Here is a 20,410-nt window from a genome sequence, read left to right on the forward strand (position 1 = left end):
CTTCTGAGCGTCCGTGAACTTCGATGCCTTCATGCCATCGCCTCCTATCCCGGCCAGACAAACCGTACCCGAATTTTCCAGGAATGGACGGCCCAGTTCTCAGGGGGCAGAGCAGACTTTCTCCTCATCAAAAGGACCAAGCCGGCGGGGCGAAACGCGCGGTCCGGTCTCCGTCGGTCTGCGAGACCTGTCGGGCATCCGCGGCGGCGAGCCGCGTGCTCGCGACGCGGATGGCGCGGGGTCAGTGACCCTCGGGCCCCGCCCAAGATCGACGGGGCGCCATCGGGTCGACGCGTCAACTGCCCGAGAGATCCTCGATCGCGACGCTCTCTCCGAGAGAGAAGGACATAAGGTCGGTTCCGACGACGAGCGGCCCGCCGTAGGTTGCGCGGGTCGCCGCGATGAGCGCGTCCGCGTCGATGTCGTCGCCGAGCCCCTTCCTAAGGCAGGGACTCGACGATATGCGAATAGACAGCGAGCTTTGGCGTCGTTTCCGAGAAGATCCTTCCCGCCTCCTCCGGCGTGGTGTGGTGGGCGGAGGATCAGGAGGTCGGCGCCCGCGCGCCTGGTCGATGATGCGCTCGTTATATTTCGTATCGCCGGAGATGAGCACGCTCCGGCCTGCGTACTCGATCCTGTACCCGAACGACGGCTTGATGAGATCGCCGTGATCGACTTCGAACGCGGAGACCGTCACCCCGTCCTTTTCCCAGACCACCCCCTGCTCGATATCGTGGGCATCTAAGGCAATTCCCTCCGGGGCGGCAGTTCGTCGGCGATCCGGATGCGGATGTCGTCGGCGAAGGCTTCAGTCAGGCTCGCAGTCATCGCGACCGTGCCCTTCAGGCCGTAGATCACCATGGGCGCCTCCCGCCCTCCGAACGCGGTCGGGAGCCAGCCGGCCCCAGAGGTCGGTGAGGCCGTTGAGGTGGTCGGAGTACATGTGCGTGAGGAAGCTCGCGTCGATCGATCCGATCGGCACCCCGAGCTGGGAAAGGCGCATCGAAGCGCCCCGCCCGAAGTCGAAAAGCAGGTTGTAGCCGCCGGTCCGCACCAGCATCGACTGGCTGAAGCGGTTCGGAATCGGGATCGGACTTCCGGTGCCGAGTAGGGTCACCCGGAAATCGCTCTCCGCGGCGGAGGCGGGAAGCGCGGAGTAGAACGACGCGGCGAGCGCCGCCGAAAACGCGATCGCGCGCAGGACTCTGGAAGGCGTGCGGGGTTCCTCCTTGGTTTCTTGTCGGGGATCGGCGGCGAGCCTCAGCTTGCCGCGTGCTCGATACTGTCGGCCAGCCGATGGTCCTCGGTGGCGTCCGGAACCATCACGAAGTCGAAGGGGGAGCGCCATTCGGTCGCGCCGCTGATGTGCTCGAAGGGGGCGACGAGGGTCTGCTTCACGCCGAAGACGGTGTCGGATTCGAGGTAGGGGTCCTCGCCGACGAAGGTGTGGGTGACGATCTTCTGAAAGCCCGGCGCGGTGACGAGATAGTGCATGTGCGCCGGACGGTACGGGTGCCGGCCGAGGTGGCCGAGCATCTGGCCGACCGGGCCGTCGTCGGGGATCGGATAGCTGACCGGCTTGATGCCGACGAAGCTGTACCTGCCGTCCGGCCCGGTGACGAAGCGGCCGCGGTTGTTCCACTTCGGCTGGATGCCAGGCTGCTGCACGTCGTAGAAGCCGTCGGCGTTGTCCGACCAGACATCGACTGTGGCGCCCTCGATCGGCTGGCCGTCGAGGTCGGTGACCCGGCCCTCGAAGAGGCAGCTCTCGCCCTTGCCGTCGAGCGAGATCGTCGCGCCATGTTCGCGGATCGGCGCGTCCTCGACGTGAAACGGGCCGAATACGGTGTTCTCGGTGGCGCCGGTCGGGCGGCGGTTGTTGATCGCATCGACCAGCATCGAAAGCCCGAGCGTGTCGGAGAGCAGGATGAATTCCTGCCGCTCGCCCGAGCAGATCTGACCGGTGCGGGTCAGGAAGTCGATGCCGTAGTCCCACTCGGCTTGGGTGAGTTCGACCTCCTTGGCGAAGGCGTGCAGGTGCTTGACGAGGCTCGCCATGACAGTAGCGAGACGCGGGCTGACATTTTGGCCCATACGGGCGTTGACGGCCTCGACGGAACCTTCCTCGGTGAAATAGGCATGCATGGTTTTCCTCCTCTCGCGCTCCGTTGGTCGGCGGCGCCTGATGATGGCTATTCCGGTCGCTGGCCAGCCCAGGCGCGGCGCAGCAGCGCGCGGATCGCGTCCCGCTCGACGGGACGCGGATTCCAGTACGGGTTCTTGACCGCCAGGTCGGCGGCGCGATCGAGGTCGGCCTCCTTCAGGCCGAAATCCTTCAGCGCGCGCGGCGCCCCGAGTTCTCCCGCCAGATCCCAGAGCCCGCCGCCGAGGTCACCGCCAAAAAGCGCCGCGGCCGGGGCGAGGGCGTCGGCGGCGGCCCCGGCATTATAGGCGGCCGAATGCGGCAGGATGATCGTGTGCGTTTCTGCGTGCGGCAGGTCGAAGCTGCCGCCGAGTGTGTGGCAGAGCTTGTGGTGCAGCGCCATGCCGACGGTACCGAGCACCGTGCCACAGAGCCAGGAGCCGTATAGCGCACCGCCACGGGCCTCGGGGTCACGGGGGCCGGCGACGATTCGCGGCAGCGCCTCCTTGAGTGCGCGGATGCCTTCGAGCGCCATCAGCGAGGCGACCGGGTTGCGGTCCTGTGCGTAGAGACCTTCGACGGCGTGCGCGATGGCGTTGAACCCGCTGGTCACGCTCATCGGCACCGGCAGGCCAAGCGTCAGGTCGGGGTCGTAGATCACCACCTCCGGCAGGATCGAGGCGTCGCGGACCGTGGTCTTCACCCCGTCCTCGGTCTGGCCGAGGATCGGCGTCACCTCTGAACCGGCGTAGGTGGTGGCGACGACGATCTGCGGCGCACCGTTGCGATACGCGATGGCCTTGCCGAGCCCGATCGTCGAGCCGCCGCCGAAGGCCACGACGCAGTCGGCGCCAGTCGCAGTAAAGGCCGCCATCGCCTTCACCGTCACCTCGACCGGCGTGTGCATCGCGGCTTCGGCGAAGACACCCGCCGCGAGTTCGCCGAGCGCGGCGGCGAGCGCCTCGGCATCCGCCTTCTGGTGCGGCGTCGAGAGGACGAGGGCGCGGGTTCCGCCCTGACCGGCGACTTCCTCCGCGACCCGGGAGAGGGTGCCCGGCCCGAAGACGATCCGGGCGGGGTTGGTGACATGGGTGAAGCCGGGGCGGGCGGTCCGGGCGGTATCGAGCATTGGAATCCTCCTCACGCGGCCGCGGCCGCGGGTTCGCCGGCCATATGCAGCCGGGCAACGACCTCGTCGAAGCGATGGCGCAGCGCCTCCGGCGTGCGGGCCGTAGCCGCGACGTAGAAATCGGGGCGCAGCAGAACGTAGCGCGCGTCGATCGCGTCGAGCCAGCGGGCATAGGTTCTCTCGACATCCACCGCGTCGCAATCGGTGCCCGGCGCGCCGATTCTGACCGTCCGGCCCCCGAGCGCTGCTAGCACCGCGCGCTGGTCGGCGGTGAGCGCCTCGGCCGGATCGACGTCGAGGCCGATCAACATCCAGCCCTGGCCGACCGCTTGGTCAAACCGGTCGCGTTTTCCGTTCGCCTCGACCACGCCCTGCACCGACAACTCGCCGGCATGGGCGGTCTCGTCGCACCAGACCCCGGCGCCGAGATGGCAGACATCGGTCGGGACCGGCGTGTTGCCGCGCGCCGCGAGGTCGGCCTTCATCCGCGCATCGCGTTTCGCCGCCTCCTCCGGATCGGAGATGCAGATGATCTTGCCGAGCTCCTGGCTGAAGTCGATGTAGTGCTTGGCATGCGCCAGCCGCTCGCTGGTGTAGCTGTCGAGAATCTCGCCGCCGAAGCGCCCCTCGAGGATGCCGTTCAGCCGCCAGCCGAGTGCTACCGCGTCGCGGAGGCCGGCGCACATCCCCTCGCCGGCGAAGGGCGGCATCAGATGGGCGGCGTCCCCGGCGATGGCGCAGCGGCCCTTGTTCCAGGTCTTCGCCCAGCGGGCCTGGAAGCGATAGACGGCGCTCCGCTCCAGCGTCGCGTTCTCGCGCGTCAGCCCCCAGGGAGCGAGAAGTCGCCAGGCGCTTTCCTCGCTGGCGATCTCCTGCGCCGACTCGCCCGGCAGCACCATGTATTCCCAGCGCCGCCGTCCCGGACCGCCCGGCACGATCGTGGTCGGTCGCTTCGGGTCGCAGAGCTGCCACTGCGAGGGCTCGGTCACGTATTCGCCATGCGGGATCATGTCGAGGATCAGCCAGTCGAAGAAATAGCCTTTGTCGACATTCTCAATTCCCAGGGCCTCGCGCACGAAGCTGTTCGCGCCATCGGCGCCCACCACGTATTTCGCCCGCACGCGCACCCGCGGACCGTTACCTTCCCTGGCGTTCGGACGCAGCCAGAGCGTCACGCCATCCGCGTCCTCGGCGAGATTGACCGCCGCCCAGCCGCGGATGTGGCTGACACTCGGCAGGTCGTCGGTGATCTTCGTCAGACGGCGCTCGAGGTCGGGCTGGTTGAACCAGTAACGCACGCGCCAGCCCGAGGCCGAGGTGCTCTGCCAGTCGACGATCTGCAGGTTCTCGCCCTGGGCATCGCGCCAGTAGTAGAGCTCGTCGTGGTAGTTGATCGCCGGATCGTTCTCCGAGTCGATGCCGAGCGTCGCGAGAATGCGCGCGATCTCGTGGTCGTAGGTCACCGCGCGGGGCCGGTCATAGGCCTCCTTCCAGCGCTCGATCAGCGTCACCTTCCTGCCCTGCCTTCCGAGCAGGATCGCCAGCATCGTGCCGACGGGTCCGCCGCCGACGATGGCGACATCCGCGTCGTAATGTGTCGACTCGGCATGAATATGCGTCGCTTCGGTCATCTTGGTCCTCCCGGATCGGGGCTGCCTTGGCCCAGTTCTCGCGCCGTCGCCTCAGGGTCGCCGGCCAATGAAGTGACCATACGTCAAAAATGAATGTTCGTCAATTTAGGATACATGGCTGATATGACGATCTGTCATATCATGGATTTTGCGCCAGATGCCAATAGGTTGGCGGTCAGATTGAAGCGCGTATCGGAACGCGGGCGTGCCATGCACTCCATTGTTCGAAGCTGAACATGATTCGTTTGCGAGCGTCGTCGGGACCGGCTAGAACTCGACCCGGAGGAGATGCCCGATGGACAGCACCGATCCGGAGCAACGCGAAGGCCGCGTGGCCCGCCGCCAGCGCCGCAATCGCGAAGCGCTGATCCGCGCGGCGCAGGTGGTGATGACCGAGAAGGGCGTCGACGGCGCCACCATGCTCGAGATCGCCGAGCGCGCCGATGTCGGGGCAGGCACGGTCTACAACTACTTCAAGTCGAAGGACGACCTCGCCATCGCCGTTCTCGAGACGCTGATGCACGACCTCGCGCTGCGCATCAAACAGGCGACGAAGGGTTTCGACGACCCCGCCGAGGTCTATGCGTTCGGTCTGCGCGCCGTACTAGAGACCGCCACCAGCGACGAGCGCTGGCGCCAGCTCCTCAACCGCTCGGAAGTGATCGCCGATACGATCTTTCGTGTCATGGGCCCCTTCGCGACCCGCGACCTCCGCCTCGCCATCGACGCCGGCCGCTTCCGCCTCGACGACCCGGCGCTGGTCTGGCGTCTCGCGACCCATGCCATCATCGGCGTCAGCCTCGCCGTGACAACCGGCACGCTGCCGTCGGACACCCTCGACGAGACCGTCGTCATCCTCCTCTGCATGACCGGCATGGGCGTCGAAGGTGCGCGAGAGCTCGCGGGACGACCCCGTCCGCGGATTGCGACGGCCTCACGTCGTGAAGCGGTGGACAAAGCCGCGAACTGAAGGGCCGAGCAATACCTCAAGTTCAATGTGTGCTCTCCACCGCGCTGCCAGATCCACGCGATGTCCACTATCGCCCTCTGCATCAGATGCGCTTCGGCGGCCTGCATGACGGCTCGGACGATTTCGATGGCCGGTTCTTTGCACCGATTCACTTGTCTCGGGACGGGTGGAGCGACGCGATGATGCGGCGACCGTCGCTCGACGCCTCGCTGATCAGCGCGGACGCCAACCGCGAGGACTGGATCGAGCCCGAGCGCTGGTCGCGGGAGGAGCAGGCCAGCCGCGCCGCCACGGAATATCCGGAGCCGCTGGAGCCCGGCGACGCCGGTGCAGCCGAACTACGTCTCGTCGGTCGATCCCGCCGCGCGCTGGTCCGCCGCGGATCGCGGCGAGGCACACTTCCTCTATTCTGCCAACTACCTCGTCGACCTCGCGAACGCCGTGATCGTCGACGTCGAGGCGACCGCGCCGATCCGGCAAGCCAAGAACAGGGCCGCGCGCGACATGATCGCGCTCACCCTCGACCGCTTCGGCCTCTACCCCGAGCGCCTGGTCGCCGACACCGCCTACGGCTCGGCCGAGACACTGGCCCGGCTCGTCCACGAGCAGGGCATCGAGCCCCACATCCCGGTGATCGGCAAAGCGCGCCGCGGCGGCGACGCCCTGAGCCGCGACGACTTCGTCTGCGATCTTCGCAAGGACGCCTATCGCTGTCCGGAGAGCAAGGGGGCTCCACCACTATTTACAACCGTTTCGCACCAAACTCAGCGGCGTCGGCGAGGGCGCCATGATGCGCTACCGCGCGAGCAAGACCCACTGCGATGCTTGCCCGCTGAAGCCGCACTGCACGCCGAAGGAACCCGGCCGAGCGATCATGCGCTCGATCGACGAGGGCGCACGGGACCTGGCGCGATCGATCGCCAAGACCGACGCCTTTCGTCGTCTCGCTATGTGCAAGAAAGAAGGTCGAGATGCTGTTCGCGCAGTTGAAGCGGATCCTGAAGCTCGATCGCCTGGGCTTGCGAGGACCGAACGGTGCCCGAGACGAATTCCTCCTTGCCGCCACCGACCAGGCTTGCCCGCCAGCTCGGCGAGCGACTGGCGGATCTCCGACCGACGCCGGGAAATCGTGGTCGAGGTCAGCATTCAGCGTTCCTTTTCGGGAGCGCTGCGGCGAGCAGATCGCGCCAGGTGGACGCGTCAATGACAATTACCGCTGGCTTCCGACAGCTTGCAACCAGAGCGCGCAGAAATCGATCGATCTCTCCAAATGGGCGATCGGACCGAAGGTGGGATATGTCGCGTCCATGTCGCACGGAGCGGGCGGGAATCTACCGGCACAATCGGTCGCAGATCGGAGTTGCGTGGATTTTGACCTGATGGTGATGCAACATGAGGAAGCGCTATCTGCCGAGTGGACTCGTCACAAGCGCCTGAAATTGCGAGAAAAATCTGGTAGCGGAGGAGGGACTTGAACCCCCGACACGCGGATTATGATTCCGCTGCTCTAACCGGCTGAGCTACTCCGCCACTGGCGCGCTTCCTATAGGGGGGCTTGGGCCGCGTCAAGCCGGCGCAACGTCAAAAGCTGGAGACTTTCGGGCCCGACTCGGACGGGGAAACCGCCGGCCGTTCGGGGGGTCAGAGCCGGTCGCGGAGGCCGTACCAGCTCATCGCGAGCACGAGGAGTGGCCAGCGGAGCGCGGGGCCGCCGGGGAATGGCGGCGACGGCAGGCCGGCGAAGAGGTCGAAGCGTTCGGCGCTGCCCGCCACCGCCTCGGCGAGGAGCTTGCCCGCGAGGGTCGCGATGGCGACGCCGTGGCCGGAGTAGCCGGCGGCGGAAAGGAGGCCGGGGCCGAGGCGCTGGAATGACGGCATCCGGCTCATGGTGATCGCGAGCGTGCCGCCCCAGGCGTGGGTGATCCGCAGGTCCGCCAGGTCGGGATAGATGCTCAGCATCCGGGGCCGAACGAGCCCGGAGATGTCGCGGGGGAAGCGGTAGCCGTAGCTCTCGCCGCCGCCGAAGAGCATCCGCCCGTCGGCGCTGAGCCGCCAGTAGTTCACGACGAAACGCGAATCCGCCGCCGCCATGCCTTCGGGGATGAGCTGCGCGCCGCGCGCCGCGCCAAGGGGTTCGGTCGCGATGAGAAAATTGTTGATCGGCATGGCTCGCGCCGCGATTTCGGGCATGAGATCACCGAGATAGCCGTTGCAGCAGACGAGCACATGCTCCGCCCGGACCTCGCCCTCCGCTGTCCGGACCCTGCCCCGCTCGACCGCGACCACGCGGCTCCACTCGCGGAGTCCGGCGCCCGCCGCCTCGGCCGCGCGGGCGAGGCCGAGGGCGTAGTTCAGCGGATGGAGATGCGCCGCTCCCCGGTCGAGCGCGCCACCGTGATAGACCTCGGTGCCGAGCGCCGCCGCGATACCGGCGCGGTCGAGCGGCTCGCAGTCCGCGTAGCCGTAGTCGCGCGCGAGCTTCTCCACCTCCGCGTGCGCCGTCGCCACGTCGCCTGCCCGGTGAACGGCGTGGACGATGCCGGGGCGATAGTCGCAGTCGATCGCATGGCGCGAGATCAGGTCGCGGACCGTCGCCTTCGCCTCCTCGGCGAGATCCCAGAGCAGCCGCGCCTTGTCGCGGCCCACGTTCGCCTCCAGCCAGTCCTGGTCGCGCCGCTGTCCGGACCCGACCTGACCCCCGTTTCGTCCCGAGGCGCCCCAGCCAAGCCGCTGCGCTTCGAGCAGCACCACGCGATACCCCCGTTCGGCGAGATGCAGCGCCGCCGAGAGCCCGGTATAGCCGCCGCCGATCACGCAGACATCCGCCACCTCCGCGCCCCGAAGCGCGGGTCTTTCGCGGATGCCGATCGCGGTCTCGGCGTACCAGCTCGCCGGATAGGCGCCGGGCGCGTCGTTCGCGGTCAGGAGGTCGAGGCGGGACATGGCCGAAGCTTGAGAGGGGACAAGGGCGGGCTCAGACGTTCAGCAGCAGATGATCCCGCTCCCAGGGGCTGATCACGCGGAGGAAGGTCTCGACCTCGTCGCGCTTGATCGCCTGATAGAGCGCGCAGAACTCATGCCCCAGCACTTGCGTCATCTCCGGCGCCTCGTCGAAATGATCGAGCGCGGCGAGCAGGTCGCGGCCGAGCGCGCGGGGCCGGTGATAGGCCTCTCCCGCCACCGCCTCGCGCGGCTTCATGGCTTGAGTGATCCCGAGATAGCCGCAGGCGAGCGAGGCCGCGAGCGCGAGATAGGGGTTGCAGTCCATGCCGACGACACGGTTCTCGACCCGACGGGCGTCGGGATGGCTGATCGGCACGCGGATGCCCGTGGTGCGGTTGTCCGGCCCCCATTCGAGGTTGATCGGCGCGGCGCCGCCGGGAACGAAGCGGCGGTAGCTGTTCACATAGGGCGCGAAGACGGCGAGCACGATCGGCACGTAGCGCTGCAGCCCGGCGACGAAGCCGTGGAAGGCATCGGTCGGCCCGCCGTTCTCGCCGGTGAAGATGTTGCGGCCCGTGGCTATGTCGACCACCGACTGATGGATATGCATCGCCGAGCCCGGCTCGTCCTGCATCGGCTTGGCCATGAAGGTCGCGAAGCAGTTGTTGCGGAGCGCGGCCTCGCGGATCGTGCGCTTGAAGAAGAACACCTGATCGGCGAGTTTCACCGGATCGCCGTGCAGCAGGTTGATCTCCACCTGGCCGGCGCCGCCTTCCTGGATGATCGTGTCGATCTCGAACCCCTGCGCCTCGGCGAATTCGTAGATGTCGTCGATGACCTTGCCGTATTCGTCGACCGCCGACATCGAATAGGCCTGGCGCGAGACCATCTGCCGGCCGGTCCGGCCCACCGGCGGTTCGATCGGCTCGTTCGGATTGAGGTTCGGCTTGATCAGGTAGAACTCCATCTCCGGCGCTACCACCGGCCGCCAGCCGCGCGCCTCGTAGAGCCCGACGACGCGCTTGAGCACATTGCGGGGCGAGACCGGGACGGCCTTGCCGCTCAGATCCTCGACGTTGTGGATGACCTGCAGCGTGATGTCGTCGGCCCAGGGCGCGGCCGTGGCGGTCGCGTAGTCGGGCTTCAGCACCATGTCGCTCTCGGTCCATTGCATCACGTCGTGCATGTCGACGTAATCGCCCGAGATCGTCTGATGGAAGATCGAGGTCGGCAGGAACATCCGGTCCTCGCGGACGAATTTCGCCGCCGGCATCGCCTTGCCGCGCGACATGCCGGCGATGTCGGGGACGATGCATTCCACCTCCTCGATGCGGCGTCCGGCGAGCCATTCGCGGAAGGTCTCCGGCAGCCTCGCGTTGAATTCGGCGGGGGAAGGCGGGGGCATGTGGGTCCTCAGAGTTTGCCGACCGGCACGCGCGCGGCGCCGGCCGCCTCCGCGAGCAGGCACAGCCAGTCATGGGCGAGATGCGCCGCGGCGAGCGCGGTGATCTCGGCGTGGTCGAAGGGCGGCGAGACCTCGACGAGGTCCATGCCGACGAGGTTGAGCCCGGCGAGGCCGCGGACGAATTCGAGCGCCTGCCAGCTCGCGAGCCCGCCCGGAACCGGCGTTCCGGTACCCGGCGCGAAGGCCGGGTCGAGCCCGTCGATGTCGAAGGAGAGATAGACCGGCGCACCGCCCGCCCGCTCCCGGACGGCGGCGATCGCGGCGCCGATCCCCTCGCGATGGACCCAGGGCGCGCTCAGGATCTGGAGTCCTTCGTCGGACTCGTGGAAGGTGCGGATGCCGACCTGCGTCGAGCGCGCCGGATCGACGATGCCCTCGCGGATCGCCCGGCCCATCATCGTGCCGTGGTCGATCCGGCCCGGATCGTCGGGCCAGAGGTCGCCATGCGCGTCGACCTGCACGAGCGCGAGTGGTCCGTGGACCGCGGCATGCGCGCGCAGAAGCGGCCAGGCGATGAAGTGATCGCCACCGAGCGTCAGCAGCTTCGTCCCCGTCGCGAGGATAGCCGCCGCCTGCGCCTCGATATCGGGCGCGACGGTCTCGGGATGGTGCGGATCGATGAAGGCGTCGCCGTGGTCGATGACCGCGAGCGTCTCGAAAGGGTCGAAGCCGAAGGGGAAGGCCCTGAGTTCCGCGAGTTGCACCGAGGCCGCGCGGATCGCGCGGGGGCCGAGGCGGCAGCCGGGCCGGTAGGTGACGGAGGCGTCATAAGGCACGCCCCAGACCGCCACGTCCACGCCGTCGAGATCGCGCGTATACCGCCGGCGCAGGAAGGAGAGCGCGCCGCCATAGGTCATCTCCGCCCAGCGCGCCCGGTTGTCGCGCGCCCGGAACGCCTGATCGCCCTTCTCAGCCATCCCGCTTCGTCCCGCGCCGCATCTGCCAGGTGGCGATACCGACGCCGATCGCGACGATGGCGATGATGATCGTCGCGAGCGCGTTGATGTCGGGGCTGACCCCGAGGCGGACCTTGGAGAAGATCACCATCGGCAGGGTCGAGGCGCCGGGGCCGGTGACGAAGCTCGCCACCACGAGATCGTCGAGCGAGAGCGTGAAGGCCAGCAGCCAGCCGGCGACGAGCGCGGGGGCGATGACGGGGATCGTGATGTCGAAGAACACCCGCGCCGGTCTCGCGCCGAGGTCCATCGCCGCTTCCTCGAGGCTCTCGTCGAGGCTCGCCAGCCGGCTTTGCGCCACGACGGTGACATAGGCCATGCAGAAGGTCGTATGCGCGATGATGATCGTCGTCATGCCCCGCCCCGCCGGCCAGCCGATCAGCTGCTCCATCGAGACGAAGAGCAGGAGCAGCGAGAGCCCGGTGATGACCTCGGGCATGACGAGCGGCGCGGTCGACATGCCGGTCAGGATCGCCCTACCCCGGAACGGCCCGAAGCGCGTCAGCACGAAGGCCGCGAGCGTGCCGAGAATGGTCGCCAGCGTCGCCGAGGACATCGCGACCTTGAGACTGATCCAGGCAGCGGAGAGGATCTGCGGATCGCGGAACAGTTCGCCGTACCACTTGGTCGAGAATCCGCCCCAGACGGTGACGAGCTTGCTCTCGTTGAAGCTGAAGATGACGAGCGAGAGGATCGGCGCGTAAAGGAAGGCGAAGCCGAGGATCACGATGGCCGGCAGCAGGATGCCCTTGCGCATCTCAGTCCTCCGTCCGCTGCTGCGCCGAGCGCAGGATCATGATCGGGACCACGAGGGCGACCAGCATCGCGATCGCCACCGCGCTCGCCGTCGGCCAGTCGCGGTTCGAGAAGAATTCGTTCCAGAGCACGCGCCCGATCATCAGCGTATCCGGCCCGCCCAGCAGTTCCGGGATCACGAATTCGCCGATCGCCGGCACGAAGACCAGCATGAAGCCCGCGATGATCCCCGGCATCGAGAGCGGCAGCGTCACATGCAGGAAGGTCGTCAGCGGCCGGGCGCCGAGATCGGCCGAGGCCTCCAGCAGCGCCTCGTCGAGCTTCACGAGATTGGCGTAGAGCGGCAGGATCATGAACGGCAGATACGTATAGACGACACCGAGATAGACGGCGAAATTCGTCTGCAGGAGCACCAGCGGCTGATCGATGATCCCGGTCCAGATCAGGAAATTGTTGATGACCCCGTTCGAGCGCAGGAACCCCTGCCACGCGTAGACGCGCAGGAGGAACGAGGTCCAAAACGGCAGGATCACCAGCATGAGCAGGATCGACCGCGGGCCCTCGGGCTGGCGCGCGATGTAATAGGCGATCGGATAGCCGATCAGGAGCGCGATCACCGCCGAGATGAAGGCGAGCCGGATCGAGAAGAAATAGGCGGTGATGTAGAGCGGATCGTCGAAGAGATAGGCGTAGTTCCCGAAACTCAGCGTGACGACGAGCTGGCTCTCGATCCATTCCCAGATCGGCAGATAGGGCGGCATCGCGATCGCCGGCTCGCTGACGGAGAGCTTGGCAACGACGAGGAACGGGATCAGGAAGAAGACGAGAAGCCAGAGCATCGGCACCGCGACGACGAGCCCGCGCCCGCCGAGGCCGAGCCGCCGGAGCAGCGCGGCGGTCCAGCGCAGCGGCGGAATGCGCTCGATCACATCGCTCATCGCGTCAGCACCACGCCGGCGTTGTCCGCCCAGGACGCCCAGACATCCTCGTGCCAGGTGATCGTGTCCTCCTCGTGGCGCGACAGGTTCGCGCGCGTCGCATGGACGTATTTCCCGCTCGCGAGCTTCAGGCGATAGATCGAGAGATTACCCATATAGGCGACCTCCTCGACATAGACGGGAAAGGCATTGCGGACCCCCTCGGGCCGTTCCCGCGTCAGCCGGATCTTCTCGGGGCGGATCGCGTACCAGAGCTTCTGGTCGATCGTGCAGGAGACGCCGTGCCCGACATGGACCGGGCCCTGGAGCTCGGGGACATCGAGGCGGACATAATCCACCTCGTCCTCGCTCACCCGCCCCTCGAACATGTTCACCGAACCGATGAAATCGGCGACGAAACGTGAATCGGGATGTTCGTAGATCTCGGGCGGTTCGCCAACCTGCACGATCTGACCCGCGTTCATGACGCCGATCCGGCTCGCCAGCGTCATCGCCTCCTCCTGGTCGTGGGTGACGACGATGAAGGTGACGCCGAGCGTCTCCTGGATCTTGATGAGCTCGAACTGCGTCTCCTCGCGCAGTTTCTTGTCGAGCGCGCCGAGCGGCTCGTCGAGGAGCAGGAGCTTCGGCCGTTTCACGAGGCTCCGCGCGAGCGCCACCCGCTGCCGCTGGCCGCCCGAGAGCTGATGCGGCTTGCGGCCGGCGAAGGGCGTGAGCTGCACGAGCTTCAGCATCTCGGCGACCTTCTCCATCGCCTCCGCCTTCCTCACCCCGTCGCGGAACAGGCCATAGGCGACATTCTTCTCCACCGTCATGTGCGGGAACAGCGCGTAGGACTGGAACATCATGTTGGTCGGGCGCTCGTAGGGCGCCTTGCCGGCCATGTCCTGCCCGTCGATCTCGATCCGCCCCTCGGTCGGCGTCTCGAACCCCGCGAGCATCCGGAGCAGCGTCGATTTCCCGCACCCCGATCCGCCGAGCAGGCAGAAGAGCTCGCCCTTGTAGATGTCGAGGCTCACGTCATCGACGGCGTAGAAATCCCCGAACCGCTTGGTGACCTTCGATATTCGCACGAAGGGCGGCTCGGCGCCGCTGATCCAGGGTTTTGACGTGACAGGGAGAACAGGGCTGTTCATGCAAGCTCCGCGTGCGAGCGGCGCGACCCTCCTCCGCGCCGGTTCGCCCGAGCTTAGGCGGGACGCGCCGAGGCTGTAAAGCGTCGCGCCGCCGCGGGACCGGGGAGAACCGGGTTTCGCCATGCGAAGGCCGGATCCCGCGGGACCCGGCTCCCGTATCGCGAAGAAAAGCCCGTGTGCGATCGACTTACTGGCCGGTCTTCACCGTGGTCCAGAGCCGGGTGATCACCCGGTCGGTCCGCGCGTCATAGACCTCGGTCGGGAACAGCTTCGCAAGTACGTCCGGCGTCGGGAAGATCGCCGGATCGTCCCGGACCTCCGCGTCCACCAGCGGCATCGCGGCGGTATTGGCATTCGCGTACCAGACATAGTTGGTGATGTCGGCGGTGACCTGCGGGTCCATGATGAAGTTGATCCAGGCGAGCGCGCCTTCGGGATTGGGCGCGTCGGCCGGGATCGCCATCATGTCGAACCACTGCTGCGCGCCTTCCTTCGGCACCGAATAGGCGATCTCGTTGCCGTTGCCCGCCTCCTCCGCCCGCGCGGCGGCGATGAAGACATCACCCGAGAAGCCGAGCGCGAGACAGGTCTCGCCGTTCGCGAGGTCGGATATGTACTGCGAGGAATGGAAATAGCGGACGAAGGGCCGGATCGCCTGGAGCGTCTCGGCGGCCTTCTCGAGATCCGCGGTCTCCTTGCTCAGGGGATCGAGGCCGAGATAGGCGAGCACGCTCGGGATGACCTCGGAGGGGGAGTCGAGCAGCGAGATGCCGCAATCGGCGAGCTTCTCCGCGTACTGCGGATCGAAGATCAGCGACCAGCTGTCCGTCGGCGCATCCTCGCCCAGCCGCTCGGCGACTTTTCCGGCATTGTAGCCGATGCCGTTGGTGCCCCACATGTAGATGACGCCATGCGCGTTCTCGGGGTCATAGGCCGCCGCCTGCTTCATGAGCTCGGGGTCCATGTTCGCGAGGTTCGGCAGCTTCGACTTGTCGAGCGGCTGATACACGCCCGCGGCGATCTGCCGCTGCAGGAACTGGCTCGTCGGCACCACGACATCGTAACCGGAACGGCCGGCCAGCAACTTCGCCTCCAGCGTCTCGTTCGAATCGTAGACGTCGTAGACCACCTTCATCCCCGTCGCCGCTTCGAATTTCGCGACGGTATCCTCGGCGATATAGTCCGACCAGTTGTAGACATGGACGACATTCTCCTGCGCCAGCGCCGGGACGGCGGCCGCGGCGAGGAGAAGGCTAGCTAGGCTGAGACTGCGGAGCATCGGAGATCCTTGTAGCAGCGGAAAGTGGACATTCAGACGCCGAGGCGATCGCGCAGACCGTACCACCATGAGCCGAGCATGGAATAGGGAACTCGGAAACGTTGTCCGCCCGGGAAGGGAACCCAGGGCACGGCGGCGAATGTGTCGAAGCGCCCGGCGTCGCCGTCGATCGCGCTCGCGATGATCCGGCCGAAGAGGTGGCTGCCCACGACGCCGTGGCCGCTGTAGCCGGCGGCGAAATAGGTGCTGGCCCCGAGCCGGCCCATCTGCGGCACCCGGCTGAAGGAGATCGCGCAGTTCCCCGACCAGGCGTAGTCGATCCGCGCACCGGCGAGATCGGGGAAGACCTTCGCGAGATTGGGCTGGATCTTCGCCCTGATGTCGGCGGGGTCGGTGCCGCCATAGACGGTGCCGCCGCCGAAGAGCAGCCGCCCGTCCGCGCTCAGCCGGTAGTAGTCGAGAATGTAGCGGATATCCTCGACGCAGACCCCGGTCGGGAGCAGCGCCGGGCCGCGTTCTCCCAGCGGTTCCGTGGCGATGATCTGCGTCGAGAACGGCATGACCCGCGTGTCGAGGTCCGGCACGACCGGCCCGAGATAGGCGTTGCCTGCGAGGAGCAGCAGCTTCGGCCGGACCACGCCGCCCGCGAGGTGGAGCACCGGCCTGCCCTCCACCGCCTCGATCCGCTCGACGCGGCTCCGCTCATGGATGACGCCGCCCTCGCGCTCGAAGGCCGCCGCCTCGCCGAGCGCGAGATTGAGCGGATGCATGTGGCCGCCGGTCGGGTCGAGCATGCCGCCCGCGTAGAAATCGGTGGCGACATGGCGGCGGATCTCGGTCGCGTCCAGCATCTCGAAATTGTCGAGCCCGTGGCGGCGCCAGAGCGCCTGTTTCGCCTCCAGTTCGGCCATGTGCCTCGGCGTCAGCGCCGCGAAGAGATTGCCGTCGCGCAGGTCGCAATCGATCGCATATTTCGCGATCCGCTCGCGGATGATCTCGCCACCCTCCTGCACCAGCGAGGCGACGAAACCCGCCGTTCCGGCGCCATAGCGGCGTTCGATCGTGTCGAGCCCGGCGTTCAGCCCGTTGACGATCTGGCCGCCGTTGCGACCCGAGGCACCCCAGCCGACCCGTTCGGCTTCGAGGATCATCACCTCGTGACCCTTCGCCGCCAGATCGATCCCGGCGGAGAGGCCGGTGAATCCCGCGCCGACGATACAGACCCCGGGCGCCGCCTCGCCCCGGAAAGCGCGCCGCTCAGGGGCGGGATTGGCGCTCGCCGCGTAATAGCTGGGCGGGTAGTCGGTCATGGCCATCCGGTCTTCTCCAGCTGGGGTTTTCGCCGGGATGGCCTCGGCTTCCGCCCCGGTTTTCGGCGCGGCGGGCACATCCGCCTTCGCCGCGACGTGCTTCTTCGCGCCGGATCGGCCTTTCCAGCCGGGCTGGCCGAGCGCCTTGCGCACGAGACGACGGCAGAGCGCCTTGTCCGCGGCGCCGGGCTCGGGCAGGTCGCCGACCGGGCGGAGCCGCGTCCAGTCCGGCTCCTCGAGGAAATCCGGCGTGTCGAAACCGGGGAACCGCTCCGCGAGCCAGCGGTTCGTCGCCGCCGCTTCTTCGAAGATCCGCCGCCCGAGATCCGCGACCATGAAGCTCCGGCTGGTATCGTCCCCGGCTTCGCGCAACTCGCGCAGGATGCGGTTCGCCGTCGCCGCGGGCAGCGCCGCCTCCGGATTCCCGGTCGAGTCGCGGAGGAAATCGCGCGCGTAGCGCACCGCGCCGATCGCCCGGACGCCCGCCTTCGGATTGACGAGCGCGGGCGCGGCGGCGCCGTCGCCCAACGCCGCGAGCCGCGCCTCCTCGAAGTTGGTCACGGCGCCCGGCTCGAACCCGAAGACCTTCTGGGCGAAATGCTCGACCGCGCCGAGCCGCTTCACGCCGCCGTCGAAGGGAAGGCAGCGCACGCATTCTTCGCCGAACCGGGCCTGCCACGCCTCGACGATGCGCCGGTACTCGGTCCGCCGCCGCGCGATCGTCTCCCAGAACTCGGCGATCGGCTGATCGGCGCGGCCGAAACGGGCGAACTGGTTATAGGCGGATTCGACATATTCCCACTGCGGCCGGGCGTAGATCACCACCGTCCTCCGCGCCTCCGGGAAGAGCTTGCGCAGCTTCGCGACGACGACCGGCGCCAGGGATTCGCGGAAGGCCTCCGAGGAGATCAGGACGCGCGGCGCGGCGCTCGCCTCGATCTCGTCCCGGACATCGACCCACCCGCCCCGGCGGGCGTCGAACTGTCCGGGCGCGTGCAATTCATAGGCGAGATTGTGATGACCGTAGAGCGTCACCGGCTGGCGCGGCTGCCCGCGCGTCGGATAGAGCACGCCGAGCGCCTCGATTGCCGCGTGGTTGCGCGCGAAGCCGCGCTGGATCGCGGTGGTCGCGGTCTTCGGGAGGCCGACGTGCAGATGGATGTGCCGGGTCATCGCGGCCGCCGCGCGGTTCGCCCGGCCCCGCGCGCGGGGATCACCGGCGCCTTGGGCGGCCGCTTGGGCGGCTCATCCGCCATCAGACCGTCTCCAGATAGCTCTCGTGCTCGAACGGGCTGATCTGCTGGCTGAAGACCTGCAGCTCCTGCCGCTTCATGCCCGCGAACTGTTCGCGCAGGATCGGGGCGAAGATCCTGCTGTTGCTCTTCGAGCGTTCGAAGGCTTCGATTGCGAGCTTCCAGTCGGCGGGAAGCGTCGCGCCGGAGGTTTCGTCCTCGGTGCTCACCAGCGGATCGGGCGGTGCGATGCGCCGCTCCATGCCTTCGAGCGCACCCCCGAGGATCGCCGCCAGCACCAGATAGGGATTGGCATCGGCGCCGGCCACGCGATGCTCGATCCGCCGCGCGGCGCCCGGGCCGCCAGGGATACGCACGGCGGCGGAGCGTGTCTCGTAGCCCCAGCAGACCTCCGAGGGCGAATGCGCGTTCGGCTGCAGCCGCCGGTAGGAATTGAGATGCGGCGCGAAGATGAGGCTCGACCCGCGCATCGTGGCGAGAAGCCCGCCCACCGCGTGCCGCATGAGCTCCGATCCCTCGCTTCCGCCATCGTCGAAGACATTGCGCCCGTCGCGGTCGAGCAGGCTGAAATGCACGTGGAACCCGTTGCCCGCCCGGTCGAGGAACGGCTTGGCCATGAAGCTCGCCGCGAGGCCGTACTTGCGCGCGATCCCCTTCACGAAACGCTTGAAGTAGAGCGCGTCATCCGCCGCCTTCAGGGGGTCGGGGACATGGAGGAGGTTGATCTCGAACTGCCCGCCGCCGTTCTCGGAGATCGCGCTGTCCACCGGGATGCCATGCGCGTCGCAGGCGGCGTAGACATCGGTGAAGAAGGCCTCGAAATGGTCGAGGTCGTCGATGCAGAGCGCGCCGTCGCCGTCGAGCAGTTTGTGCGTGACCGGCGATCTCGGCGGCGAGGGCACCTCCCCCGTCGTATCGACGAGATAGAACTCCAGTTCCATCGCCACCACCGGCGTCAGCCCCAGCGCCGCGAACCGCTCGTAGACCGCGGCCAGCGCGCGCCTCGGATCACCGAGGAAGGGCGTCCCGTCCTCGCAGAGCATCCAGAGCGGCAGGAGCGCGGTCGGGCTCCCGAGCCAGTTCATCGGCAGGAAGCCCCGTCCGGTCGGAACGCAGAGCCCGTCGAGATCGCCCATCTGGTAGACGAGCGGATTGCCCGCCCAGTCCTCGCCCCAGATGTCGAGGCAGGCGATGGAATAGGGCATGCGCATCTGGCCTTCGAGCACCTTGCGGGTCTGCGCGACCGGAACCCGCTTGCCGCGCAGAATTCCGTTCAGGTCGCAGACCGCCGCGCGCAGGCTGGTGATCTCCGGCCGGCGCTCCAGCCATTCCAGGGCATTGTTCGGGTCCAATTTCCTCTCCGGCTGCTGCTACGGCTTGATCGCCGAGTTAACATCGGACCGCGCGCGGTTCCAACCCCGGAGCTTCGACGCGCGCGCGGCGCCTTCGCGCAGGTCGGGCCCCGCCCCCGGGGGTTTACTTAAGCTCCGATTACACTAGACCTGCCCCGTTACCCGCCGCCGCTTGCGAGCAACCACCCGCCGATGCCGAAAACGCAAGAGTTCAAGCCAAGCCGCCGTGTCATGGTCGCCCGGTCCCGGAGCAAGCATCCGCCGACCCTCCAGGTCGGCGCGCTCTGCTATCGGCGCACGGCCAGGGGCCTGCGGATCCTGCTCATCACCAGCCGCGACACCGGCCGCTGGGTGATCCCCAAGGGCTGGCCGATGCGCAATCGCACGGAGGCGAGCGCCGCCGCGCGCGAGGCCTATGAGGAAGCGGGCCTGCGTGGCGAGATTTCCGAGCGCAGCGTGGGCTTCTACACCTACCCCAAGCGGATTCGCGGCGAGCAGAGCTTTCCCTGCGTCGTCCGCGTCTACCCGCTCGAAACCCGCGAGCGGCTGAAGAAATATCCGGAAACGGGGCAGCGTCGGGTGAAATGGTTCCGCCCCCGCAAGGCGGCGGGCAAGGTTCGCGAACCGGAACTCGCCCGCATCCTGCGCGAGTTCGACCCTGACAAGGGCGCGGAAGCCCCACCGCCGCTCGTCTATCTCACCGGCGACATCTCCGGATGATCGGGAGTGCCGTGAGCGGCGTCGGGATCAGTCCTTCGCGCCGCCCTCGGCGGGAAAGGGCGTGATCTCCGCGACGATCACCGCGTTCTCGGCCAGCGCCCGCGCCATCAGCCCGCGCTCCTCCTCCGGCACCTCGTGTCCGCCTTCGAGACGGTCTTCCAGCGTCCCGTAACCGGTCACGTCGAGCGGCGCCATATCGGCGGCCTTGAGGAGCGCCACGGTCTCCCGCACCGCCTCCTCCTCGTCGACGCCGGAAGCATAGCAGAGGATGCCCGCGCCGCCCGAGCCCTCGGGCAGCCCGTCGCCCGGCTTGCGTCCGACCTGGACGAGGAGCGTGTAGACGCGCTGCTCGCGTTTCGGCTTTGTCTCCTCGGCCATCGTTCCCCTCGTCCCCGGCCGCGGCGCCCGCCCCGTCACCCGGTCAGTCAG

At 67.7% G+C, this 20,410-nt stretch carries 17 protein-coding genes, 1 tRNA gene and 2 pseudogenes; 4 read left to right on the plus strand and 16 right to left on the minus strand.

What is annotated here, in order from left to right:
- Positions 1–295: 295 nt before the first annotated feature.
- The 5 genes from ACLJK8_RS04790 to ACLJK8_RS04810 form a co-directional block, all read right to left on the minus strand.
- Positions 296–718 carry a hypothetical protein gene (locus ACLJK8_RS04790; protein ID WP_413148965.1) on the minus strand — a complete coding sequence of 141 codons (423 nt, stop codon included), beginning with the start codon at positions 716–718 and terminating at the stop codon, positions 296–298.
- Between the two features lie 90 nt (positions 719–808).
- A complete protein-coding gene (locus tag ACLJK8_RS04795; RefSeq protein WP_413148966.1) occupies positions 809–1,348 on the minus strand; it encodes an MBL fold metallo-hydrolase in 540 nt (179 codons plus the stop codon).
- Positions 1,261–2,145, minus strand: coding sequence for an intradiol ring-cleavage dioxygenase (locus ACLJK8_RS04800; RefSeq protein WP_413148967.1), 885 nt, complete (start codon positions 2,143–2,145; stop codon positions 1,261–1,263). The genes ACLJK8_RS04795 and ACLJK8_RS04800 overlap by 88 nt, the downstream gene beginning before the upstream one ends.
- Before the next feature lie 47 nt (positions 2,146–2,192).
- Complete coding sequence (locus ACLJK8_RS04805) at positions 2,193–3,272, minus strand: maleylacetate reductase (protein ID WP_413148968.1); 1,080 nt, start codon at positions 3,270–3,272, stop codon at positions 2,193–2,195.
- A gap of 11 nt (positions 3,273–3,283) precedes the next feature.
- Positions 3,284–4,903 carry a bifunctional 3-(3-hydroxy-phenyl)propionate/3-hydroxycinnamic acid hydroxylase gene (locus ACLJK8_RS04810; RefSeq protein WP_413148969.1) on the minus strand — a complete coding sequence of 540 codons (1,620 nt, stop codon included), beginning with the start codon at positions 4,901–4,903 and terminating at the stop codon, positions 3,284–3,286.
- A gap of 295 nt (positions 4,904–5,198) precedes the next feature.
- On the opposite strand from ACLJK8_RS04810, the gene ACLJK8_RS04815 reads away from it, so the two are divergent.
- The 3 genes and pseudogenes from ACLJK8_RS04815 to ACLJK8_RS04825 form a co-directional block, all read left to right on the plus strand.
- Entirely contained in the window at positions 5,199–5,873 is a 675-nt protein-coding gene (locus ACLJK8_RS04815; RefSeq protein WP_413148970.1) for a TetR/AcrR family transcriptional regulator, read from the plus strand.
- Between the two features lie 327 nt (positions 5,874–6,200).
- Positions 6,201–6,557, plus strand: a pseudogene (locus tag ACLJK8_RS04820) (transposase); the annotation flags it as partial.
- Positions 6,558–6,609: 52 nt separating this feature from the next.
- Positions 6,610–6,946, plus strand: a pseudogene (locus ACLJK8_RS04825) (transposase); the annotation flags it as partial.
- 380 nt (positions 6,947–7,326) lie between these two features.
- On the opposite strand, the gene ACLJK8_RS04830 reads toward ACLJK8_RS04825, so the two are convergent.
- The 10 genes from ACLJK8_RS04830 to ACLJK8_RS04875 form a co-directional block, all read right to left on the minus strand.
- A tRNA-Met gene (locus tag ACLJK8_RS04830) sits at positions 7,327–7,403 on the minus strand.
- Positions 7,404–7,514: 111 nt separating this feature from the next.
- On the minus strand, positions 7,515–8,816 hold the full coding sequence (locus tag ACLJK8_RS04835) for an NAD(P)/FAD-dependent oxidoreductase (RefSeq protein WP_413148971.1): 1,302 nt from the start codon (positions 8,814–8,816) through the stop codon (positions 7,515–7,517).
- 31 nt (positions 8,817–8,847) lie between these two features.
- Positions 8,848–10,221, minus strand: coding sequence for a glutamine synthetase family protein (locus tag ACLJK8_RS04840; protein ID WP_413148972.1), 1,374 nt, complete (start codon positions 10,219–10,221; stop codon positions 8,848–8,850).
- Positions 10,222–10,229: 8 nt separating this feature from the next.
- Complete coding sequence (gene speB / locus ACLJK8_RS04845) at positions 10,230–11,198, minus strand: agmatinase (protein ID WP_413148973.1); 969 nt, start codon at positions 11,196–11,198, stop codon at positions 10,230–10,232.
- The gene (locus ACLJK8_RS04850) at positions 11,191–11,994 is read right to left on the minus strand and encodes an ABC transporter permease subunit (protein ID WP_413148974.1); all 804 of its coding nucleotides are present in this window, start codon (positions 11,992–11,994) and stop codon (positions 11,191–11,193) included. Before ACLJK8_RS04850 ends, speB begins: the two co-directional genes overlap by 8 nt.
- A gap of 1 nt (position 11,995) precedes the next feature.
- The gene (locus tag ACLJK8_RS04855; protein ID WP_413148975.1) at positions 11,996–12,931 is read right to left on the minus strand and encodes an ABC transporter permease subunit; all 936 of its coding nucleotides are present in this window, start codon (positions 12,929–12,931) and stop codon (positions 11,996–11,998) included.
- Positions 12,928–14,067 (minus strand): ABC transporter ATP-binding protein, encoded by a 1,140-nt coding sequence (locus ACLJK8_RS04860; protein WP_413148976.1) that lies wholly within the window; start codon positions 14,065–14,067, stop codon positions 12,928–12,930. The genes ACLJK8_RS04855 and ACLJK8_RS04860 overlap by 4 nt, the downstream gene beginning before the upstream one ends.
- 187 nt (positions 14,068–14,254) lie before the next feature.
- On the minus strand, positions 14,255–15,346 hold the full coding sequence (locus ACLJK8_RS04865; RefSeq protein WP_413148977.1) for a polyamine ABC transporter substrate-binding protein: 1,092 nt from the start codon (positions 15,344–15,346) through the stop codon (positions 14,255–14,257).
- 32 nt (positions 15,347–15,378) lie between these two features.
- A complete protein-coding gene (locus ACLJK8_RS04870; RefSeq protein WP_413148978.1) occupies positions 15,379–17,829 on the minus strand; it encodes an FAD-dependent oxidoreductase in 2,451 nt (816 codons plus the stop codon).
- A gap of 82 nt (positions 17,830–17,911) precedes the next feature.
- Positions 17,912–19,261, minus strand: coding sequence for a glutamine synthetase family protein (locus ACLJK8_RS04875; protein WP_413148979.1), 1,350 nt, complete (start codon positions 19,259–19,261; stop codon positions 17,912–17,914).
- Between the two features lie 192 nt (positions 19,262–19,453).
- Here ACLJK8_RS04875 and ACLJK8_RS04880 point away from each other — a divergent pair, with 192 nt between their 5' ends.
- Positions 19,454–19,981, plus strand: coding sequence for an NUDIX hydrolase (locus tag ACLJK8_RS04880; protein WP_413148980.1), 528 nt, complete (start codon positions 19,454–19,456; stop codon positions 19,979–19,981).
- A gap of 27 nt (positions 19,982–20,008) precedes the next feature.
- On the opposite strand, the gene ACLJK8_RS04885 is transcribed toward ACLJK8_RS04880, so the two are convergent.
- Positions 20,009–20,359, minus strand: coding sequence for a hypothetical protein (locus ACLJK8_RS04885; protein WP_413148981.1), 351 nt, complete (start codon positions 20,357–20,359; stop codon positions 20,009–20,011).
- Positions 20,360–20,410: the final 51 nt, after the last annotated feature.

It is taken from the genome of Amaricoccus sp. W119 (assembly GCF_047275745.1).
Classification (GTDB): domain Bacteria; phylum Pseudomonadota; class Alphaproteobacteria; order Rhodobacterales; family Rhodobacteraceae; genus Amaricoccus.

What these genes read in the sequence shown, in the direction of transcription:
- ACLJK8_RS04795 (WP_413148966.1), bottom strand. Translation starts at nt 1,348, where the DNA reads ATGGCGCTCCCCCTTCGACTTCGTGATGGTTCCGGACGCCACCGAGGA.
- ACLJK8_RS04800 (WP_413148967.1), bottom strand. Translation starts at nt 2,145, where the DNA reads ATGCATGCCTATTTCACCGAGGAAGGTTCCGTCGAGGCCGTCAACGCC.
- ACLJK8_RS04805 (WP_413148968.1), bottom strand. Translation starts at nt 3,272, where the DNA reads ATGCTCGATACCGCCCGGACCGCCCGCCCCGGCTTCACCCATGTCACC.
- ACLJK8_RS04810 (WP_413148969.1), bottom strand. Translation starts at nt 4,903, where the DNA reads ATGACCGAAGCGACGCATATTCATGCCGAGTCGACACATTACGACGCG.
- ACLJK8_RS04815 (WP_413148970.1), top strand. Translation starts at nt 5,199, where the DNA reads ATGGACAGCACCGATCCGGAGCAACGCGAAGGCCGCGTGGCCCGCCGC.
- ACLJK8_RS04835 (WP_413148971.1), bottom strand. Translation starts at nt 8,816, where the DNA reads ATGTCCCGCCTCGACCTCCTGACCGCGAACGACGCGCCCGGCGCCTAT.
- ACLJK8_RS04840 (WP_413148972.1), bottom strand. Translation starts at nt 10,221, where the DNA reads ATGCCCCCGCCTTCCCCCGCCGAATTCAACGCGAGGCTGCCGGAGACC.
- speB (WP_413148973.1), bottom strand. Translation starts at nt 11,198, where the DNA reads ATGGCTGAGAAGGGCGATCAGGCGTTCCGGGCGCGCGACAACCGGGCG.
- ACLJK8_RS04850 (WP_413148974.1), bottom strand. Translation starts at nt 11,994, where the DNA reads ATGCGCAAGGGCATCCTGCTGCCGGCCATCGTGATCCTCGGCTTCGCC.
- ACLJK8_RS04855 (WP_413148975.1), bottom strand. Translation starts at nt 12,931, where the DNA reads ATGAGCGATGTGATCGAGCGCATTCCGCCGCTGCGCTGGACCGCCGCG.
- ACLJK8_RS04860 (WP_413148976.1), bottom strand. Translation starts at nt 14,067, where the DNA reads ATGAACAGCCCTGTTCTCCCTGTCACGTCAAAACCCTGGATCAGCGGC.
- ACLJK8_RS04865 (WP_413148977.1), bottom strand. Translation starts at nt 15,346, where the DNA reads ATGCTCCGCAGTCTCAGCCTAGCTAGCCTTCTCCTCGCCGCGGCCGCC.
- ACLJK8_RS04870 (WP_413148978.1), bottom strand. Translation starts at nt 17,829, where the DNA reads ATGACCCGGCACATCCATCTGCACGTCGGCCTCCCGAAGACCGCGACC.
- ACLJK8_RS04880 (WP_413148980.1), top strand. Translation starts at nt 19,454, where the DNA reads ATGCCGAAAACGCAAGAGTTCAAGCCAAGCCGCCGTGTCATGGTCGCC.
- ACLJK8_RS04885 (WP_413148981.1), bottom strand. Translation starts at nt 20,359, where the DNA reads ATGGCCGAGGAGACAAAGCCGAAACGCGAGCAGCGCGTCTACACGCTC.